The 15,844-nt window shown below is 71.0% G+C and carries 15 protein-coding genes; 8 read left to right on the forward strand and 7 right to left on the reverse strand.

All coding sequences use genetic code 11. The features are described from left to right. Nucleotides 1-55 precede the first annotated feature (55 nt). Nucleotides 56-868, forward strand: coding sequence for a methyltransferase (locus INQ48_19145; GenBank protein QRF60802.1), 813 nt, complete (start codon nt 56-58; stop codon nt 866-868). A 14-nt stretch (nt 869-882) separates the two neighbouring features. Continuing rightward, the gene (locus tag INQ48_19150) at nt 883-1,491 is read left to right on the forward strand and encodes a 2-hydroxychromene-2-carboxylate isomerase (protein ID QRF55508.1); all 609 of its coding nucleotides are present in this window, start codon (nt 883-885) and stop codon (nt 1,489-1,491) included. Nucleotides 1,492-1,502: 11 nt separating this feature from the next. On the opposite strand, the gene INQ48_19155 is transcribed toward INQ48_19150, so the two are convergent. Together INQ48_19155 and INQ48_19160 are read right to left on the reverse strand one after the other, a co-directional pair. Further along, nucleotides 1,503-2,417 carry a LysR family transcriptional regulator gene (locus tag INQ48_19155; GenBank protein ID QRF60803.1) on the reverse strand — a complete coding sequence of 305 codons (915 nt, stop codon included), beginning with the start codon at nt 2,415-2,417 and terminating at the stop codon, nt 1,503-1,505. Between the two features lie 105 nt (nt 2,418-2,522). Continuing rightward, nucleotides 2,523-3,422, reverse strand: coding sequence for a LysR family transcriptional regulator (locus tag INQ48_19160; GenBank protein QRF55509.1), 900 nt, complete (start codon nt 3,420-3,422; stop codon nt 2,523-2,525). 132 nt (nt 3,423-3,554) lie between these two features. Here INQ48_19160 and INQ48_19165 point away from each other — a divergent pair, with 132 nt between their 5' ends. Beyond that, nucleotides 3,555-4,922, forward strand: coding sequence for an amidohydrolase (locus INQ48_19165; protein QRF55510.1), 1,368 nt, complete (start codon nt 3,555-3,557; stop codon nt 4,920-4,922). Between the two features lie 15 nt (nt 4,923-4,937). Here INQ48_19165 and INQ48_19170 read toward each other — a convergent pair whose 3' ends face one another. Further along, the gene (locus INQ48_19170) at nt 4,938-6,476 is read right to left on the reverse strand and encodes a hypothetical protein (protein ID QRF55511.1); all 1,539 of its coding nucleotides are present in this window, start codon (nt 6,474-6,476) and stop codon (nt 4,938-4,940) included. Nucleotides 6,477-6,741: 265 nt separating this feature from the next. Here INQ48_19170 and INQ48_19175 point away from each other — a divergent pair, with 265 nt between their 5' ends. Beyond that, on the forward strand, nt 6,742-7,674 hold the full coding sequence (locus tag INQ48_19175; GenBank protein ID QRF60804.1) for an aldo/keto reductase: 933 nt from the start codon (nt 6,742-6,744) through the stop codon (nt 7,672-7,674). A 138-nt stretch (nt 7,675-7,812) separates the two neighbouring features. On the opposite strand, the gene INQ48_19180 is transcribed toward INQ48_19175, so the two are convergent. Both INQ48_19180 and INQ48_19185 read right to left on the reverse strand, forming a co-directional pair. Beyond that, nucleotides 7,813-8,700, reverse strand: coding sequence for an alpha/beta fold hydrolase (locus INQ48_19180; protein QRF55512.1), 888 nt, complete (start codon nt 8,698-8,700; stop codon nt 7,813-7,815). Beyond that, complete coding sequence (locus INQ48_19185; GenBank protein QRF55513.1) at nt 8,697-9,257, reverse strand: cytochrome b; 561 nt, start codon at nt 9,255-9,257, stop codon at nt 8,697-8,699. Before INQ48_19185 ends, INQ48_19180 begins: the two co-directional genes overlap by 4 nt. A 130-nt stretch (nt 9,258-9,387) precedes the next feature. On the opposite strand from INQ48_19185, the gene INQ48_19190 reads away from it, so the two are divergent. Beyond that, nucleotides 9,388-10,878, forward strand: a complete 1,491-nt coding sequence (locus tag INQ48_19190) for a glycosyltransferase (protein ID QRF55514.1) — start codon at nt 9,388-9,390, stop codon at nt 10,876-10,878. Here INQ48_19190 and INQ48_19195 read toward each other — a convergent pair. Next, nucleotides 10,869-11,699 carry a dioxygenase gene (locus tag INQ48_19195; protein ID QRF55515.1) on the reverse strand — a complete coding sequence of 277 codons (831 nt, stop codon included), beginning with the start codon at nt 11,697-11,699 and terminating at the stop codon, nt 10,869-10,871. The genes INQ48_19190 and INQ48_19195 overlap by 10 nt on opposite strands. Nucleotides 11,700-11,800: 101 nt before the next feature. Between INQ48_19195 and INQ48_19200 the strand changes: the two genes are divergently transcribed. Continuing rightward, nucleotides 11,801-12,745, forward strand: coding sequence for a LysR family transcriptional regulator (locus INQ48_19200; GenBank protein QRF55516.1), 945 nt, complete (start codon nt 11,801-11,803; stop codon nt 12,743-12,745). Nucleotides 12,746-12,817: 72 nt separating this feature from the next. Then, a complete protein-coding gene (locus INQ48_19205; protein ID QRF55517.1) occupies nt 12,818-14,677 on the forward strand; it encodes an ABC transporter ATP-binding protein in 1,860 nt (619 codons plus the stop codon). A gap of 26 nt (nt 14,678-14,703) precedes the next feature. Here INQ48_19205 and INQ48_19210 read toward each other — a convergent pair whose 3' ends face one another. Beyond that, a complete protein-coding gene (locus tag INQ48_19210) occupies nt 14,704-15,132 on the reverse strand; it encodes a VOC family protein (protein ID QRF55518.1) in 429 nt (142 codons plus the stop codon). Between the two features lie 91 nt (nt 15,133-15,223). On the opposite strand from INQ48_19210, the gene INQ48_19215 reads away from it, so the two are divergent. Next, the gene (locus INQ48_19215; GenBank protein QRF55519.1) at nt 15,224-15,844 is read left to right on the forward strand and encodes a TetR/AcrR family transcriptional regulator; all 621 of its coding nucleotides are present in this window, start codon (nt 15,224-15,226) and stop codon (nt 15,842-15,844) included.

Genomic DNA, 15,844 nt, shown 5'->3' on the forward strand with positions numbered 1-15,844 from the left:
TTCCCCACCCGCCGGCTCGGCCATCGCCGCGGCGGCGCTGCCCGCCAGCGGCGACATCGAGGCCGGCCTCAACTACCTGCGGCCGACCGCGCTGCGGCCCTACAGCTACGCCTTCACGCCGCCGCCCGGCCTGCCCTGGGAAAGCGGCGAGTACGAGCGAATCGCGATGCCGATCGCCGATGCCCGCGGCCGGCCGACCCATATCGAGCGCGAGGGCTTCGAGCTGCGCGAGGCGCCCACGGCGGTCGCCGACTTCCTCGACGATGCCGAGGTCCGGGCCGTCTACTACCCCGAGCTGGCCGCGCTCGCGCTCGCGGTCACCGGCGGCGCGCGCGCCCATGTGTTCGACCACCTGGTGCGACAGCGCGAGCCCGAGCGCACCGCGCTGAACTTCGGCCGCGGCAAGACCGACGGCAAGGCCGCTGCCAACGGCCGCATCCACAACGACTACACCGAGGAATCGGGACGGCGCCGGCTCGCGCTGGTGCTCGCGAGCGCGGCCGAGGCCGCGGCCGTGCGGCGCTACTGCATCGTCAACATCTGGCGCTCGATCGCCGGGCCGGTGCTCGACACCCCGCTGGCCGTCTGCGATGCGCGCACGGTGATGGCGCGCGACCTGGTGAATGCCGAGGTGCGCTATCCGAAGCGCACCGGCGAGATCTACCTCGCCACCCATGCCGCCACCCACCGCTGGTCGTATTTCTCGCGCATGGACCGGCACGAGGCGCTGGTGTTCAAGCAGTACGACGCGCAGCTCGGCGGCGTCGCGCGCTTCACGCCGCACGCGGCCTTCGACCATCCGCTGGCGTCGGCCGATGCCCCGCTGCGCGAGAGCATCGAGGCGCGCTGCCTGGTGGTGTTCGAGTGAGAAAGGCCATCGCCATGAACGCACCCACGCTCGACTTCTGGTTCGACTTCGGCAGCAACTACAGCTACCTCAGCGCGATGCGCATCGAGCAGGCCGCCGCCGCGCATGGCGTCGCGCTGCGCTGGCAGCCCTTCCTGCTCGGGCCGGTGTTCCGCGCGCTGGGCTGGGAGACCTCGCCCTTCGTGCTGCAGAAGGAAAAGGGCGACTACGTCTGGAAGGACATGGTGCGCCAGTGCCGCAAGTACGGCCTGCCCTGGCAGCGGCCCAGCAATTTCCCGCGTGCCGCCGTGCTGCCGCTGCGCATCGCGCTGGCCGGCGCCGGCCAGCCGTGGATCGGCGAGTTCTGCCGCCGCACGATGCGGCTGAACTTCGCCGAGGACCGCGACATCGACGCGCCCGAGACCATGGCCCGGCTGCTCGCCGAGATGGACCTGCCCGCGCACCGCGTGATCGACGAGGCGCTGTCGGACGCCAACAAGCTGCGCCTGCGCCGCCAGACCGAAACCGCGATGGAGAAAGGCATCTTCGGCGCGCCCACCTTCTTCGTGGGCGAGGAGATGTTCTGGGGCAACGACCGGCTCGACGATGCGCTGGCATTCGCCCGCGCGCAGGCCGGCGCCTGAACCCCACGGGCTCAGCGCGGCGCGAAACCCTTCGCTTCGGCCACCAGCCACTCGGCCACGTGCCGCACTTCCTCGCGCGGCTGCGGCTCGGCCTGAATCAGCCAGTAGGCATGGCCCGAGGGCTGGGCCGGCAGCGCGGCTTCCACGCGCACCAGCCGCCGGTCGTCGAGCAGCGGCTGGATCAGCTCGAGCCGCCCGAGCGCCACGCCCTGCCCCGCCATCGCGGCCTGGATCAGCTGGTCGTACTGGTTGAAGCGCAGCATGCCGCGCGGCCTGGCGTCGGCCCAGCCGGCCGCGGCCAGCCAGTCGCGCCACTGCAGCCAGGGCCGCTGCGCATCGTCGAACTCGAGCAGGTTCAGCGCCGCGATCGACTCGGCCGAGGCCAGCGGCGGCAGCGCCAGCGAGGGATGCGCCACCGGCGCCACCGTTTCGCCGAACAGCCGCACCGCGCCCGCCGGCGCCAGCGCGGGCGTGGTGTAGCGGATCGCGAGGTCGATGCCTTCGTTGCGCAGGTCGGCCACGCGGTTGTTGGCCGACACGCGCACGTCCACGCCCGGATGGATGTCCTGCACCCGGCTCAGCCGCGGCAGCAGCCACAGCCCCGTGACGCCGATGCTGGCGCTCAGCGTCACCGGCCGCTGCGCGCCGGTGCGGCCGATCTCGCCCATCACCTCCTGCAGCTGCTGCACCACCGCGTCGGCGCTGCGGAACAGCCGCTCGCCCTCGGGCGTGAACGAGATCGAGCGATGGCCGCGCACCAGCAGCTTCACGCCGAGCTGCGCCTCGAGCGCATGCACCTGCTTGCTGACCGCCGACTGGGTCACGCACAGGTCCTGCGCCGCCAGCGAGATGCTCATGCGCCGCCCCACCGCGACGAAGCCGCGCACGAGGTCGAGCGAGGACAGGCGAACGAGCGGAAGCGGCAGGCCCATGGCGAGTGCGGCGAGTGCGGCGAGTGCGGCTGAATGGCGAGGGTGGGATGGGATTGGAGCACAGCCACCCCCTTCGTGTCTTCGGGTCGGGGCGCCCGGCTACCGCCCGAGCGCCGCCACCCCGTCCGCCACCGCCTTCAGCGACTGCGAGAAGGCCCGCGCCGCCGGCGTGAGCGCCGCGGGGTCGCGCATCAGCAACGACACCCGCACCTGGGGCAGCCTGTCGGCGACCTGCAGCGCGACCAGCCCGCGCGCCGCCGCCGCATGTTTGAACAGCGAGGTCGCGGCCAGGGTCAGCGCGCCGGATTTCTTCACCAGCGTGATGCCGAGCTGCCACGAATGGCAGATCACGATGTCGCGCGGCGGCGGCAGGCCGGCCGCGGCGAAATGGCGGCGCAGCAGCTCGACGCCGTACCAGGGCACCACCCACATGGCCTCGTGCAGCTTCGCCATCGAGCGCACGCGCGCCAGCGGATGCCTGGCGCCGGCGACCACGGCCAGCGGGAATTCGAGCAGCAGCTCGCGGTGCACGCCGTCATCGGCATCGGGCGCGAGTTCGCCGAGGATGGCGAAGTCGAAGTCGCCGCGGCTCCAGAGGCCTTTCACGTCGGCGCCGCTGAGTTCCTGCAGCTCGAGCGCGACGCCCGGCCACTTGCGGCGGAAGTCCTGCAGCGCGTCGGGCAGCAGCCGCTCGACCGCGAAGGAACTGAAGGCGACTCGCAGCAGGCCGCCGGCACCGTCGCGCAGCTGGGCGATCTCGTCCTCGGCGCGGCGCACCTCGTTGGCCAGCAGCCGCGCGCGCTGGAGCAGGGCCTCGCCGATCACGGTGAGCGACACGCCCTGGGCGCTGCGCACCAGCAGCTGCGCGCCCACGCTCTGCTCGAGCTCGCGCATCGCATAGGTCATGGCGGGCTGCGTGAGGCCGGCCACGCGCGCCGCGGCGCGGATGCTGCCGGCCTCGGCGATCGCTTCGAAGATCTTCAGATGGCGCAGGTTCATGGGAGGACGAGGAAATGGGGGTGATCAGGGATTTTGATCGCCCTGGAGTTTTTCGAGTCTTTTCCGATGCGCCGGCTTTCGCTAAGGTCGGCCGCCTCGACACCTCCCTTCATCCTCCTTTCGCATCCACCCATGAAACTCCGCTCACGCTTCGCCCTGCTGATGCTCTCCGGCAGCCTCCTCCACGTCGCGGCCTCGGCCCAGACGGCGCCGGCGCCCGATGCCGGCAACGCGCTGACGGCACGCGCGCTGGCGCTCGCCGATGCCTCCGAGGCGCAGGTGATCGAATGGCGCCGCCATGTGCACCAGCATCCGGAGCTGTCGTACCAGGAATTGCAGACGGCCGCCTACATCGCGGCGGCGCTCGCGAAGATGCCCGGCATCGAGGTCCAGACCGGCGTCGCCAAGACCGGCATCAAGGCGGTGCTGCGCGGCGGCAAGCCGGGCCCGGTGGTGGCGCTGCGCGCCGACATGGACGCGTTGCCCGTAGCCGAGCGCAACGAACTGCCGTTCCGCTCGACCGTGAAGGCGCCCTGGCTCAACAGCGACGTGCCGGTCTCGCACGCCTGCGGCCACGACACCCACGTGGCGATGCTGCTGGGCGCGGCGCAGGCGCTGTCGAAGGTGCGCGACGAGCTGCCGGGCACGGTGGTGTTCCTGTTCCAGCCCGCCGAGGAACAGGGCCCGGGGCCGGTGGCCAGCGGCGCGCCCGCGATGGTCAAGGCCGGCGTGCTCGAGAACCCGAAGGTCGACGTGGTGATGGGCCAGCACATCAGTGCGCGCGCGCCCTCGGGCACCATCAGCTACCGGCGCGGCAGCCTCATGGCCAGCGGCGACGTGTTCAAGATCGCGCTCAAGGGCAAGGGCGGCCACGGCTCCTCGCCCTGGACCGCGAAGGACCCCACGCTGGCCGCGGCCGAGATCGCGCTGGCGCTGCAGAACATCGTGAGCCACCAGATCGATCCGCTCGACGGCCCGACCGTGGTGACCGTGGGCCTCCTGCAGAGCGGCAATCGCGTCAACATCCTGCCCGACACGGCCGAGATCGCCGGCACCGTGCGCTCGCTGTCGCAGAAGAACCAGAAGACCGCGCACGACGCCATCCGGCTCAAGGCGCAGAAGATCGCCGAGAGCCACGGCCTCACGGCCGAGGTCACGATCGACACCGGCTACGAGGTGCTGGTCAGCGATCCGGCCGCCACGCAGGCGGTGACGCAGGCGCTCGAGACCGCGGCCGGCCCGGGCAAGGCGCGCGAGTCGCAGCCGAGCATGGGCTCGGAGGACTTCGGCTCCTTCGGCAAGAACATCCCGATCGTGTTCTGGCACCTCAATGCCTCGCCCTTCGCCGACCGCAACGGCGCGCCCAACCATTCGTCGGAGTTCGTGATCGACGAGTCGGCGCTGCGCGTGGGCGTGCGCGCGCTGGTGGGCAGCACGCTGGCGTACATGAACCGGCCGGCCGGCGGGGCCGCGGGGGTCAAGGTCTCGCAGGCGCAGTGAAGACCGCGCCGCGCCTCAGTTGTCCTTGACGATCTTCCAGCTCTTGCCCTCGTCCGCGGAACGCAGGATCAGGTTGTCGGGCAGGAAGGCGATCAGCGAGCCGTCGGAGCGGTCCACCATCATCTGGCGCACGGCGTGCGGCCCCGTGACGCTCGGCGAGCTGCCGGTGTGCGTCCAGCTCCTGCCGCCGTCGCGGGTCGTCATCAGGCCCATCGCGCCGGGCATGAACCCGGGCGCGATCGGCGCCACCGCATAGGCGGTCTGGCGGTCCTTGAAGGCGATGGTCACGACGAAGCGGCTGGTGTTGAGATCGGTCCAGGTCTGCCCCCAGTCGGGCGACAGCATGGTGGACTTGGTGAAGATCGCCGTCTGCGACACCAGGGTGCCGTCGGGCAGCGCGTTCACGTCGAGGGTGGACTGGCCATTGCTCGAGCGCGTCAGCGTGCGGCCGTCGGTGGCGTGGAGGTCGCCGTTGGGCATCATCACGCCGGCCCGCTCGGGCGTGCCGAAGGCCATGCTGCGCATCCACGGGATGTTGATCGAGCGTGTGTCGGAGAACTCGCCGAGCTTGCGCCACCCGGCGGCCGGGTCGACGGACGCGTAGACCTTCCACTGGCTGTCGCTGCGCGAGATCACCACCAGGCTGCCGTCGCGCATCGGCTGCGCCAGCTGGATCAGGCCATCGTCGGGCGGCAGCAGGTCCTTCCAGGTATCGCCCTCGTCGGTCGACAGCCGCAGCAGGCCCTCCTCGCCGGCCACCAGCAGGCCGCCGCGGTACGGCCGCACCGACAGCACCTCGCGCCAGGTCTTCGCGTCGATCTCGCGCCAGCGGCTCTCGCCGCTCTTGCGCCACAGCACCTTGCCGAGCTTGGCGCCGGCCATGAACTCGCCGTCGGCGGTCTGTGCCAGGCCATGCCAGGCGGACGCGAGCCGCTTGAGCTGCGGCGCCAGCGCGGCGCGGCGCTGCAGGTCGGGCGTGAAGATGAAGCCGTGCTGCGGACGATCGCGCGTCTGCGCCGCGAGCGCGGGATAGAGGGTCTCGAAGGTCTTCTGCAGCTCCTCCTCCGGCCGCACGTAGGCGACAACGAAGCGCGTGCCCCCGCGCGGCTGGATCAGCAGGGTGCCGAGCAGCGTGACCTCGTTGCGCACCACGTCGAAGCTGCCGAACTTCGCATCGATGGGGAAGGTGTAGCTCATGTTGCCCGAGCCGCCGGCGGCGTGCTTGATGATGTAGCGGCCCGGCGCGACCATGCCGCTGAACACGGCCGTGGTGTAGGTGGAATGGCGCGTGCGCTGCAGCACCACCATGTCCTGACCGGTCTGTTTCTCGCCGGGCTCCAGCACGCGCTGCAGATGCAGGGTCCACAGGGTTTCGGCCGGGTCGTTCTCGCCGGGGCTGTTGGTGATCAGCTTCATCACCACGGCACCTTCGTGGCCGGTCAGGGTCTGCTGGGGGGCGATCGGCGGCGCGACGCAGGCGGCCAGCAGGGCCGCGGCGAGCAGCAGCACGCATCCGCGCAGCAGGCGGACGATGGTTCGGGGGAGCGGGTTCACGTCGTGTCTCTCTTGTTGGAATGGTCTTGCGGGATGGCGCCGGCGGATCGATCGATCGATGGCCGGGCGGCAGGCCCTCCACCTGCGGACGCGCACGATACATTCGGGAACATCCGCGGGCAATCCACCGGACGAAGGTGTTGCATCGGCGCCAACCGGCGGGCTCGCGGCGCGATCCGGGGGGCGGTGCTATCGTCGATGTCACCCTCCCCCCATGAAGTCCCCCGGTCCGACGCCTACCTCGCGGTCCGCGTTCGCGGCGCCGATGCATCGCGCGCGCTTCCTGCGCCTCGCCGCGGCCCTGCCCGCGAGCGCCGCGCTGGCCGCCTTCGCGCAGCGGCCCACCGGGCCCACGCCCCCGCCGACCATGCACACCCGCCCCATTCCCTCCACCCAGGAAGCGCTGCCCGTGATCGGCTGCGGCACCTGGATCGGTTTCGACCAGCGTCCCGGCAGCGAGGAGTACCAGCGCCTCGCGGGCGTGCTCGAGGCGCTGTTCGCCGCGGGCGGCACGGCGATCGACAGCTCGCCGATGTACGGCCGCTCCGAGGAGAGCACCGGCGAGCTGCTGGCCGCCACGGCGGCGGCTCGCGGCGCGCGCCGCCCCTTCCTCGCGACCAAGGTCTGGACCTCGGGCCGCGAGGCCGGCATCGCGCAGATGGAGCAGTCCTTCGCGCGGCTGCGCACCGAGCGCATGGACCTGATGCAGATCCACAACCTGGTCGACTGGCGCACCCAGCTCGCGACCCTGCGCGAGTGGAAGACGCAGGGCCGCGTGCGCTACCTGGGCATCACGCACTACACGGCCTCGGCCTACGACGAGGTCGAGGCGGTGCTGCGCGCGCAGCGGCTCGACTTCCTGCAGATCAACTATTCGCTCGACGCACGCGCCGCCGCCGAACGGCTGCTGCCGCTGGCGGCCGAGCGCGGGGTGGCGGTGATCGTCAACATGCCCTTCGGCGGCGGCGGCCTGCTGCGCCGGCTGCGCGATCGCGCGCTGCCCGGCTGGGCCGCGGAGATCGGCTGCGCGAGCTGGGCCCAGGTGCTGCTGAAGTTCGTGCTGAGCCATCCGGCCGTGACCTGCACCATCCCCGGCACCAGCCGCGCGGCCCACATGGCCGAGAACGCCGCGGCCGGCGCGGGGCCGGTGCCCGACGCGGCGTTCTGGAAGCGGCACGCGGCGGAAGTGCTGGGCTGAAGCAGACAGCCGGAAAGCGGACAGCCGAACGCAGAAGGAAGACCAAGACGCGCAGAAGTCGCAGAAAAAACCTTTTTGGATTTCTCTTCTGCGACTTCTGCGAAACCTTCGCGACTTCTGCGTCCGGCTGTCCGCCTTTCAATCCAGAAACGCCACCACGCGCCGGTTGAATTCCTCGGCCCGCTCGTACTGCACCCAATGCCCCGCGCCGTCGACCACGGCGCCTTCGCGCTGCGGGCCCTCGGCCACGAGCCGCGCGACCAGCGCGCGCGAATCGGCGGTCACGTCGAACTCGCCCCAGAGGAACAGCTTGGGCCCGGGAATCTCGGCCAGCGCTGCCTGCAGGCCGCCGCGGCGCGACACCTCCTTGCTGCGAAAGCGCGTGCCGTGGCAGGCGATGTCGTGGATCTCGAAGGCCAGCGGATCGGCGCGCGACATGTCGTGCAGCATCAGCGCGCCGAGGTTGTGCAGCAGCGCGGCACGCTCCGCCTCGCGGTCCTGCGCGAGGCGCCAGTTGATCATCTCCACCGCCATGCGCCGCATCGTGCCGTGGCCGCCGCTGCCCACCAGCAGCATGCGGCGCACCGCGCGCCGGTGCAGCGCGAACTGCGAGGCCACCACGCCGCCGAAGGAGAAACCGCCGAGGTCGATCGGCGTGCCGGCGCCGATCAACGCATCGAGCGAGCCGGCCAGCGCCGCGAGCGAGGGCGCGAGCGGATGTTCGTCGGGCGCCGGCGGCGGCGGCGTGCCCGAATCGTTGAAGCCCGGCATGTCGGGCAGCCACAGCGCGCGCTCGGCCGACAGGGCCTCGGCATTGCGCAGCCAGTGCATCCAGCTGCCGTGGCCGCCATGGAGCAGCACCAGCGGCGGATGGGCGCCGCCGTCGGCGGGACCGAAGCGGCGCCAGCGGACGCGCACGCCGGCCTGCTCGATGTCGTGGTGGGTCGACAGCGCATCGACGCGCGCGATGACGGCGCGGGCTTCGTCCTCGGTCGCGGCCGAGAGTCCGGACAGGCCCGCGCTCATGGCAGCATCCTCTGGAGTTCGGCCTCGCCATCGAGAAACTGGTGCTTGAGCGCACCGATCAGGTGCAGCGCGAACAGCCCATAGAGCACATAGCCGGCCCAGGTGTGGACGCCGCCCAGCACGGTGTGGAGGTTCTCCTTGGCGGCGGCCTCGATGTCCATGATCCAGCCGATGCGCGGCCATTCGAACAGGCCGAACAGCTGCATCGGATGCGTGGCCGCATCCTTCCAGGCCGAGTCGTGCATCCAGCCCGACAGCGGCAGCGCGATCATCACGAGGTACAGCGCGCCATGGGCCGCGTGCGCGCCGATGCGTTCGAGCCGGCCATAGCTGCCGGGCATGGCCGGCGGACGGTGGGTGGCGCGCCACAGGATGCGCAGGATCACCAGCCCCAGCACGGTGATGCCGATCGACTTGTGGGTGTCGATGGCCGGGCGCACCCAGTCGTCGGGAAAGCGGTCGACCGAGAGGATCAGCGCGATGTTGACGATCATCAGCAGTGCGATGATCCAGTGCAGCGCGATGGCGGTGCGTGTGTAGCGATGGTGAGGGGGCATGCGGGAATTTTCGGCGGGAGTGCGACTCAGCCTGTCAGGCGCGCGATTGTCCGGTCTTCGGCCTCGGACATTCGAAACCGCCGGCCCGTTCCGTGCGTACACATTCCCATCGCCCTGGCGCCCCCCTGTCTTGAACGACCTGCTCCGCTCCGCCTTCGTCGCCGCGTCACCGCGACTCTCGCCCCCCGCCACGCCGCTGCGAAGCTGGCTCATCCATGGCGGCGTGCTGCTGCTGTGGGGCCTGCTGTTCGCCATGGCCTTCCGCCTGGGCAACGTGCAGGCCTGGTCGGTGGGCGTGGCCTACGTGCTCTACGACACGGTGCTGCTGCTGTTCGTCGGCTGGCAGACGCTCGCGATCCTGCGCCCGCGCGGCATCGCGCTGACCTCGGCGCCGCTGCCGCATCCCGCCGTGGCACCGCACCGCGCCACGCTCGGCGTGATCGTCGCCGCGCACGACGAGGCCGCGGTGCTGCCCGTGACCCTGGCCGCGCTGCTGGGCCAGACCGATGCGCCCGACCGCATCGTGATCGCCGACGACGGCTCGACCGACGGCACGGCCGAGTTGCTCACCACGCGCTACGGGCTCGAGGCGCCCGAGCCGGGGCAGCTCAGCGCCGCGAGCACCCTGCATCCCAACCTGCACTGGCTGCGGCTGCCGCACGGCGGCAAGGCGGTGGCGCTGAACGTCGCGGTGCTGTGCATCGACACCGAAACCGTGCTCACCGTCGACGGCGACACCCTGCTCGACGCGCATGCCATCGCCGCGGTACGCCGCGCCTTCTCGGACGAACCCGCGCTGGTGGCGGCCACCGGCGTCATCACGCCGGTGTGCAGCCGCACGCTGGGCGGTCGGCTGCTGCAGTGGTTCCAGACCTACGAGTACATCCGCAACTTCCTCTCGCGCTATGCCTGGATGCGCGTCGACGGCCTGCTGCTGATCTCGGGCGCCTTCGCGGGCTTCCGGCGCGACGCGGTGCGCGCGGTGGGCGGCTTCGACACCGACTGCCTGGTCGAGGACTACGAACTCATCCACCGGCTGCACCGCCATGCCCAGGCGCACGGCCTCGACTGGCGCGTGCGCGTGCTCGGCGACGCGCAGGCGCGCACCGACGCGCCCAGCAGCGTGGGCGCCTTCCTGCGCCAGCGCCGGCGCTGGTTCGGCGGCTTCCTGCAGACCCAGTACTGGTACCGCGCGATGGTGGGCGACCGCCGCTACGGCTGGCTTGGCATCGCGATGCTGCCGGTCAAGGCCATCGACACCCTGCAGCCGCTGTACGGCCTCGCGGCCTTCGGCCTGCTCGTGATGTACCTGGTGCGCGGCGACTTCGGCGTGCTGCTGCCCGCGGCCGGCGTGATCGCCGCCAAGATCGTGCTCGACCTCTTCTTCCACCTGTGGTCGGTGCACCTGTACCGGCGCTGGGTCGGCCACGGCGGCGAGGCCGGCATGCTGCAGGCCTTCGCGGCCGCGCTGATCGAGCCCTTCACCTTCCAGCTGCTGCGCCACACGGGCGCGGCCTGGGGCTGGTGGACCTTCCTGACCGGTCGCGGCACCTGGGGCCGGCAGCAGCGCGTCGGGCTGGTCGATGCCGACGGCGCCGAGCGCCGCGGCGATCAGAAGTAGCCGGCGCCGCCGAAGCGGTAGCTCGACACCACGAGGCCGCCCATGAAGGCCTCCTCGTGATAGACGCGCTCGCCCGCCTCCTGCTCGGCCGCGCCCACCGCCACCATCAGCGGAATCAGGTGCTCCTCGCGCGGATGCGCCATGCGCGCCGAGGGTGCGGCGGCCCAGTCCCGCAGGCGCTGCACGCGCTGCGCCGGCGCGGCCTCGACCGAGGTGGCATCGAGCCAGTCGCCGAAGGCCTTCGACACGCCATGCGCCTGGGGCCCGAAGTTGCGCAGGTTGTGATAGCTCAGGCCGCTGCCGACGATCAGCACGTCCTCGTCGCGCAGCGGCGCGAGCGCGCGGCCCAGCGCGATGTGTTCGGCCGGATCGAGCCCGCGGCGCAGCGACAGCTGGACCACCGGCACCTCGGCCTGCGGATAGATCGCGGCCATCGGCGAGAACATGCCGTGGTCGTAGCCGCGCTCGGGATCGACGGCCGCCGGCAGGCCGGCCGCGGCGATCAGCGCCTGCACGCGCTGCGCGAGCTCGGGCGAGCCGGGCGCGTCGTAGTGCACCTCGTAGGTGTGGGCCGGGAAGCCGCCGTAGTCGTAGATCATCGGCGGGCGCGGATTGCCCTGCACCGTGAACACCGGCGCCTCCCAGTGGGCCGACACCATGAGGATGGCCTTGGGCGTGCGGCCGAGCTGGCGCGGCATGTCGGCCAGCGCGGCGGCGAGCCGGTCGTAGGTGGCGCCCATCTCGCGCTTCATCCAGGGCCAGGGGCCGCCGCCGTGCGAGATGAAGTAGGTGGGCAGGCGATTGGGGTTGTCGTGGGTCATGTCGTTGCTTCCTTGAAGGCGTTGCGTCGACTGTAGATATTTCCTGCGAGGAAATCGACAGGCTACGATTCATCGAATCGTTTCTCCAGAGGAAATCATCGATGGACCGCATGACCAGCCTGCGCGTGTTCCGCGAGGTCGTCGAATCGGGCAGCTTCGTGGCCGCCGCCGAGCGGCTCGGGCTGTCGGCGCCGATGGCCAGCAAGCACGTGGCGCAGCTCGAGAAGTCGCTGGGCGCGCGCCTGCTGCACCGCTCGAGCCGCCACCTGAGCCTGACCGAGGCCGGCACCGCCTGGTACGAGCAGAGCCGGCGCGCGCTCGACCTGCTCGACGCCGCCGAGGCCGCGATCGGCCAGACCCGCGAGGCGCCGCGCGGCCAGCTCAAGCTCAGCGCGCCCGTGTGGTGCGCCACCGCGCGCTTCGCGCGGGTGCTGGCCGACTACCGCGAGCGCTATCCCGAGGTGCTGCTCGACATCCACCTCGAGAACCGCAAGGTCGACCTCGCGGCCGACGGCTACGACCTCGCGCTGCGCGCCACGCAGGAGCCCTCGCTCGCGCTGATCGCGCGGCCGCTGTGCCGCGTGCCCTTCTTCCTCGCGGGCACGCCCGAGTACCTCGCGCGCATGGGCGGCGTGCCGGCACTGCCAGCCGAGGTGGCGCGGCTCGGCGCGATCGTGCCGAGCTACGTGGCGCTCGACCATCTCGCGCTGCAGGGGCCGGGCGGGCGCATGTTCCCGCTGCGGCTCACGCCGGTCATGCGCTCGGACGACACCACGCTCACGCTGCATGCGGTGCGCGCGGGCATGGGCGTGGCGTTCATGCCGGGCTGGCTGCTCGAGGACGACCTCGCGCAGGGCCGGCTGGTGCGCCTGTTGCCCGACCACGAACCGCACCCGGTGACGCTGTTCGCGGTCTACACCAGCCGCCAGTACATGGCGCCCAAGCTGCGTACTTTCATAGACTTCCTCGGCGAGCGGCTCGCGGCGCTCGAACCAAAGACCGCGCCCGTTCCCGCCGGTTCGTCGCGCAAACCACGCAGAAGCTGAAGAAACGCACCTTTTCAGGGCAAGGTCATGCGCTCGCGGCTACAGTCTTCGGCTCTTCGGGAGAGTCAGTCCTTGTTCCGTTTCTTCGAAAAACTTCTACACCCCTACCCCGCCGCCGAACCTCCGCTGCCGCCGCAAGGCTTCTTCGCCTTCCTCTGGGCCTGCACGCAGGGCGTGCGCGGCAAGATCCTCGCGATGGCGGTGCTCACCGCCGTGATGTCGACCTTCGAGGCGCTGCTGTTCGCGCTGCTCGGACGCGTGGTCGACTGGCTCGGCGGGCAAGTGCCCTCGCGCCTGTGGGAAGACCGCGGCACCACGCTCGCCTGGATGGCCGGGCTGCTGGTCGCCAGCATCGCGGTGGTCGCGCTGCAGACCATCGTCAAGCACCAGACGCTCGCGATCAACCTGCCGATGCGGCTGCGCTGGAACTTCCACCGGCTGATGCTGGGCCAGAGCATGGCCTTCTACCAGGACGAGTTCGCGGGCCGCATCACGGCCAAGGTGATGCAGACCGCGCTCGCGGTGCGCGAGACCGTGTTCGTGCTGGCCGACGTGCTGGTGGCGATGGGCGTGTACGTCGCCACCATGATCGTGCTGGTCGGCGTGCTCGACGCGCAGCTGATCTGGCCGTTCGTGATCTGGCTGGCCTTGTACATCGGCGCGCTGATCTACTTCGTGCCGCGCCTGGGCGCGGTCGGCAAGGCGCAGGCCGATGCGCGCGCGCTGATGACCGGCCGCGTGACCGATGCCTACACCAACATCGCGACGGTGAAGCTGTTCTCGCACACGCAGCGCGAGGCCGGCTTCGCGCGCGACGCGATGCGCGAGTTCATGCACACCGGCTACGGCCAGATGCGGCTGGTGAGCGCCTTCGAGATCGTCAACCACACGCTGAGCATGGGCCTGACCGCCGGCATGGCGGGCACGGCGCTGTGGCTGTGGTCCACCGGCGCGGTCGGCGTGGGCGCGGTGGCCGCGGCCACCGCCATGGCGCTGCGGCTGCAGGGCATGTCGCACTGGATCATGTGGGAGATGACCAGCCTGTTCGAGAACATCGGCACGGTGCAGGACGGCATGAAGACGCTGTCGCGCCCGCGCGCCGTGCTCGATGCACCGGACGCGAAGGCGCTCGAGGTGCCGCGCGGCGAAGTGCGCTTCGAGCATGCGAGCTTCCGCTACGGCGCGGCCGGCGGCCGGCGCGTGATCGAGGACCTCACGCTGACCGTGGCACCCGGCGAGAAGATCGGCCTGGTGGGCCGCTCGGGCGCGGGCAAGTCGACGCTGGTGAACCTGCTGCTGCGCTTCCATGACCTGGAGAGCGGCCGCATCCTGATCGACGGCCAGGACATCGCGCTGGCCACGCAGGACTCGCTGCGCAGCCACATCGGCATGGTGACGCAGGACACCTCGCTGATGCACCGCTCGGTGGCCGACAACATCGCCTACGGCCGCCCCGACGCGACGCCGGCGCAGGTCGAGGCCGCCGCGCGCCGCGCCGAGGCGCACGACTTCATCGGCACGCTGGGCGACGCCAGCGGGCGCCACGGCTACGAGGCCCACGTGGGCGAGCGCGGCGTGAAGCTCTCGGGCGGCCAGCGCCAGCGCATCGCGATCGCGCGCGTGATGCTCAAGGACGCGCCGATCCTGCTGCTCGACGAGGCCACGAGCGCGCTCGACTCCGAGGTCGAGGCCGCGATCCAGCAGAGCCTCTACACGCTGATGGAAGGCAAGACCGTGATCGCGATCGCGCACCGGCTGTCGACCATCGCGGCGATGGACCGGCTGATCGTGCTCGACGAGGGCCGCGTGGTGGAGGAAGGCGACCACCGCACGCTGATGGCCAAGGGCGGGCTCTATGCGCGGCTGTGGGCGCACCAGAGCGGCGGCTTCCTGGGCGACGCGCTCGACGAGGAAGAGGCGGCGTTGGCCTGAGCCTCGCAACCGCCTGGCCTGACCGATCAGGTCGGCAGCGCCCCAGCCTCGTACTGCGCCACGAACTCCCCGCTCGGCGGGATCGGCTTGATGATGTCGATCAGCACCCCGTTCGGGTCGCTGGTGATGAAGTGGCGCTGGCCGAAGGCCTCGTCGCGCAGCGGCAGCAGCACCGGCAGGCCGGCCGCGGCCAGACGGTCGTGCACCGCGTCGGGATCGTCCACCTCGAAGTTCAACAGCAGCCCGCCCGCTACCTTGCCGCGGCCCGCGGCGGGAATGGTCTCGTGCCGGCCGTCGAGCACCGCGAGGTTGACCGAGGGCTCGCCCTCCAGTTGCAGGTGCACGTACCAGTCGCTCGTGAACAGCGGCGCGAAGCCGAAGTGGCGCTGGTAGAAGTCCGCCGTGCCGGCGACGTCGTGGGTCATGATGACCGGGTAGTAGCTCGTGACTTTCATGAGGGCTCCTTGAAGGGCTGGAACGGAAGGCTGGAACTGACATACATTCTGTATGTTTGATTGAATATACATACATACAGACTGCATGTAAATGACCTCCAAGATCATCCGGACCAACAAGGAGCGCACCGAGACCACGCGGCAGGCGCTGACCGAGGCGGCGCGCGCCCTCTTCGTCGACCAGGGCTATGGCCAGACCTCGACGCCCGACATCGTGGCCGCGGCCGGCATCACGCGCGGCGCGCTCTACCACCACTACGCCGACAAGCGCGACCTGTTCCGCCATGTGCTCGAACAGGAATCGCGCGCGGTGGCCGCCGAGATCGCGGCCGCCACGCCCGGGGCGCTGGCGCCGCGCGAGGCGCTGCTGGCCGGCAGCGACGCCTACCTGCGCGCGATGACGGTGCCGGGCCGCACCCGGCTGCTGCTGATCGACGGGCCGGCCGTGCTCGGCATGGCGGAGATCATGGCGATGGACGACGCGAACGCCGCCCATTCGCTGCGCCAGGGACTGGCCGAGGCCAACATGGGCCGCGGCGAGGTCTCGCTCGATGCGCTCTCGCAGCTGCTGTCGGCCGCCTTCGACCGCGCCGCGCTCGAGATCGACGCGGGCGCCGACGCCACCGAGGTGCGCGACGCGATGCGCTGGCTGCTGCAACAAGCGCTCGGCGTGGAAGCGCCTGCAAAACCCACGCCGAGGCGCAAAAGCTAA

This window comes from Variovorax paradoxus, from assembly GCA_016806145.1.
Taxonomy (GTDB): domain Bacteria; phylum Pseudomonadota; class Gammaproteobacteria; order Burkholderiales; family Burkholderiaceae_C; genus Variovorax.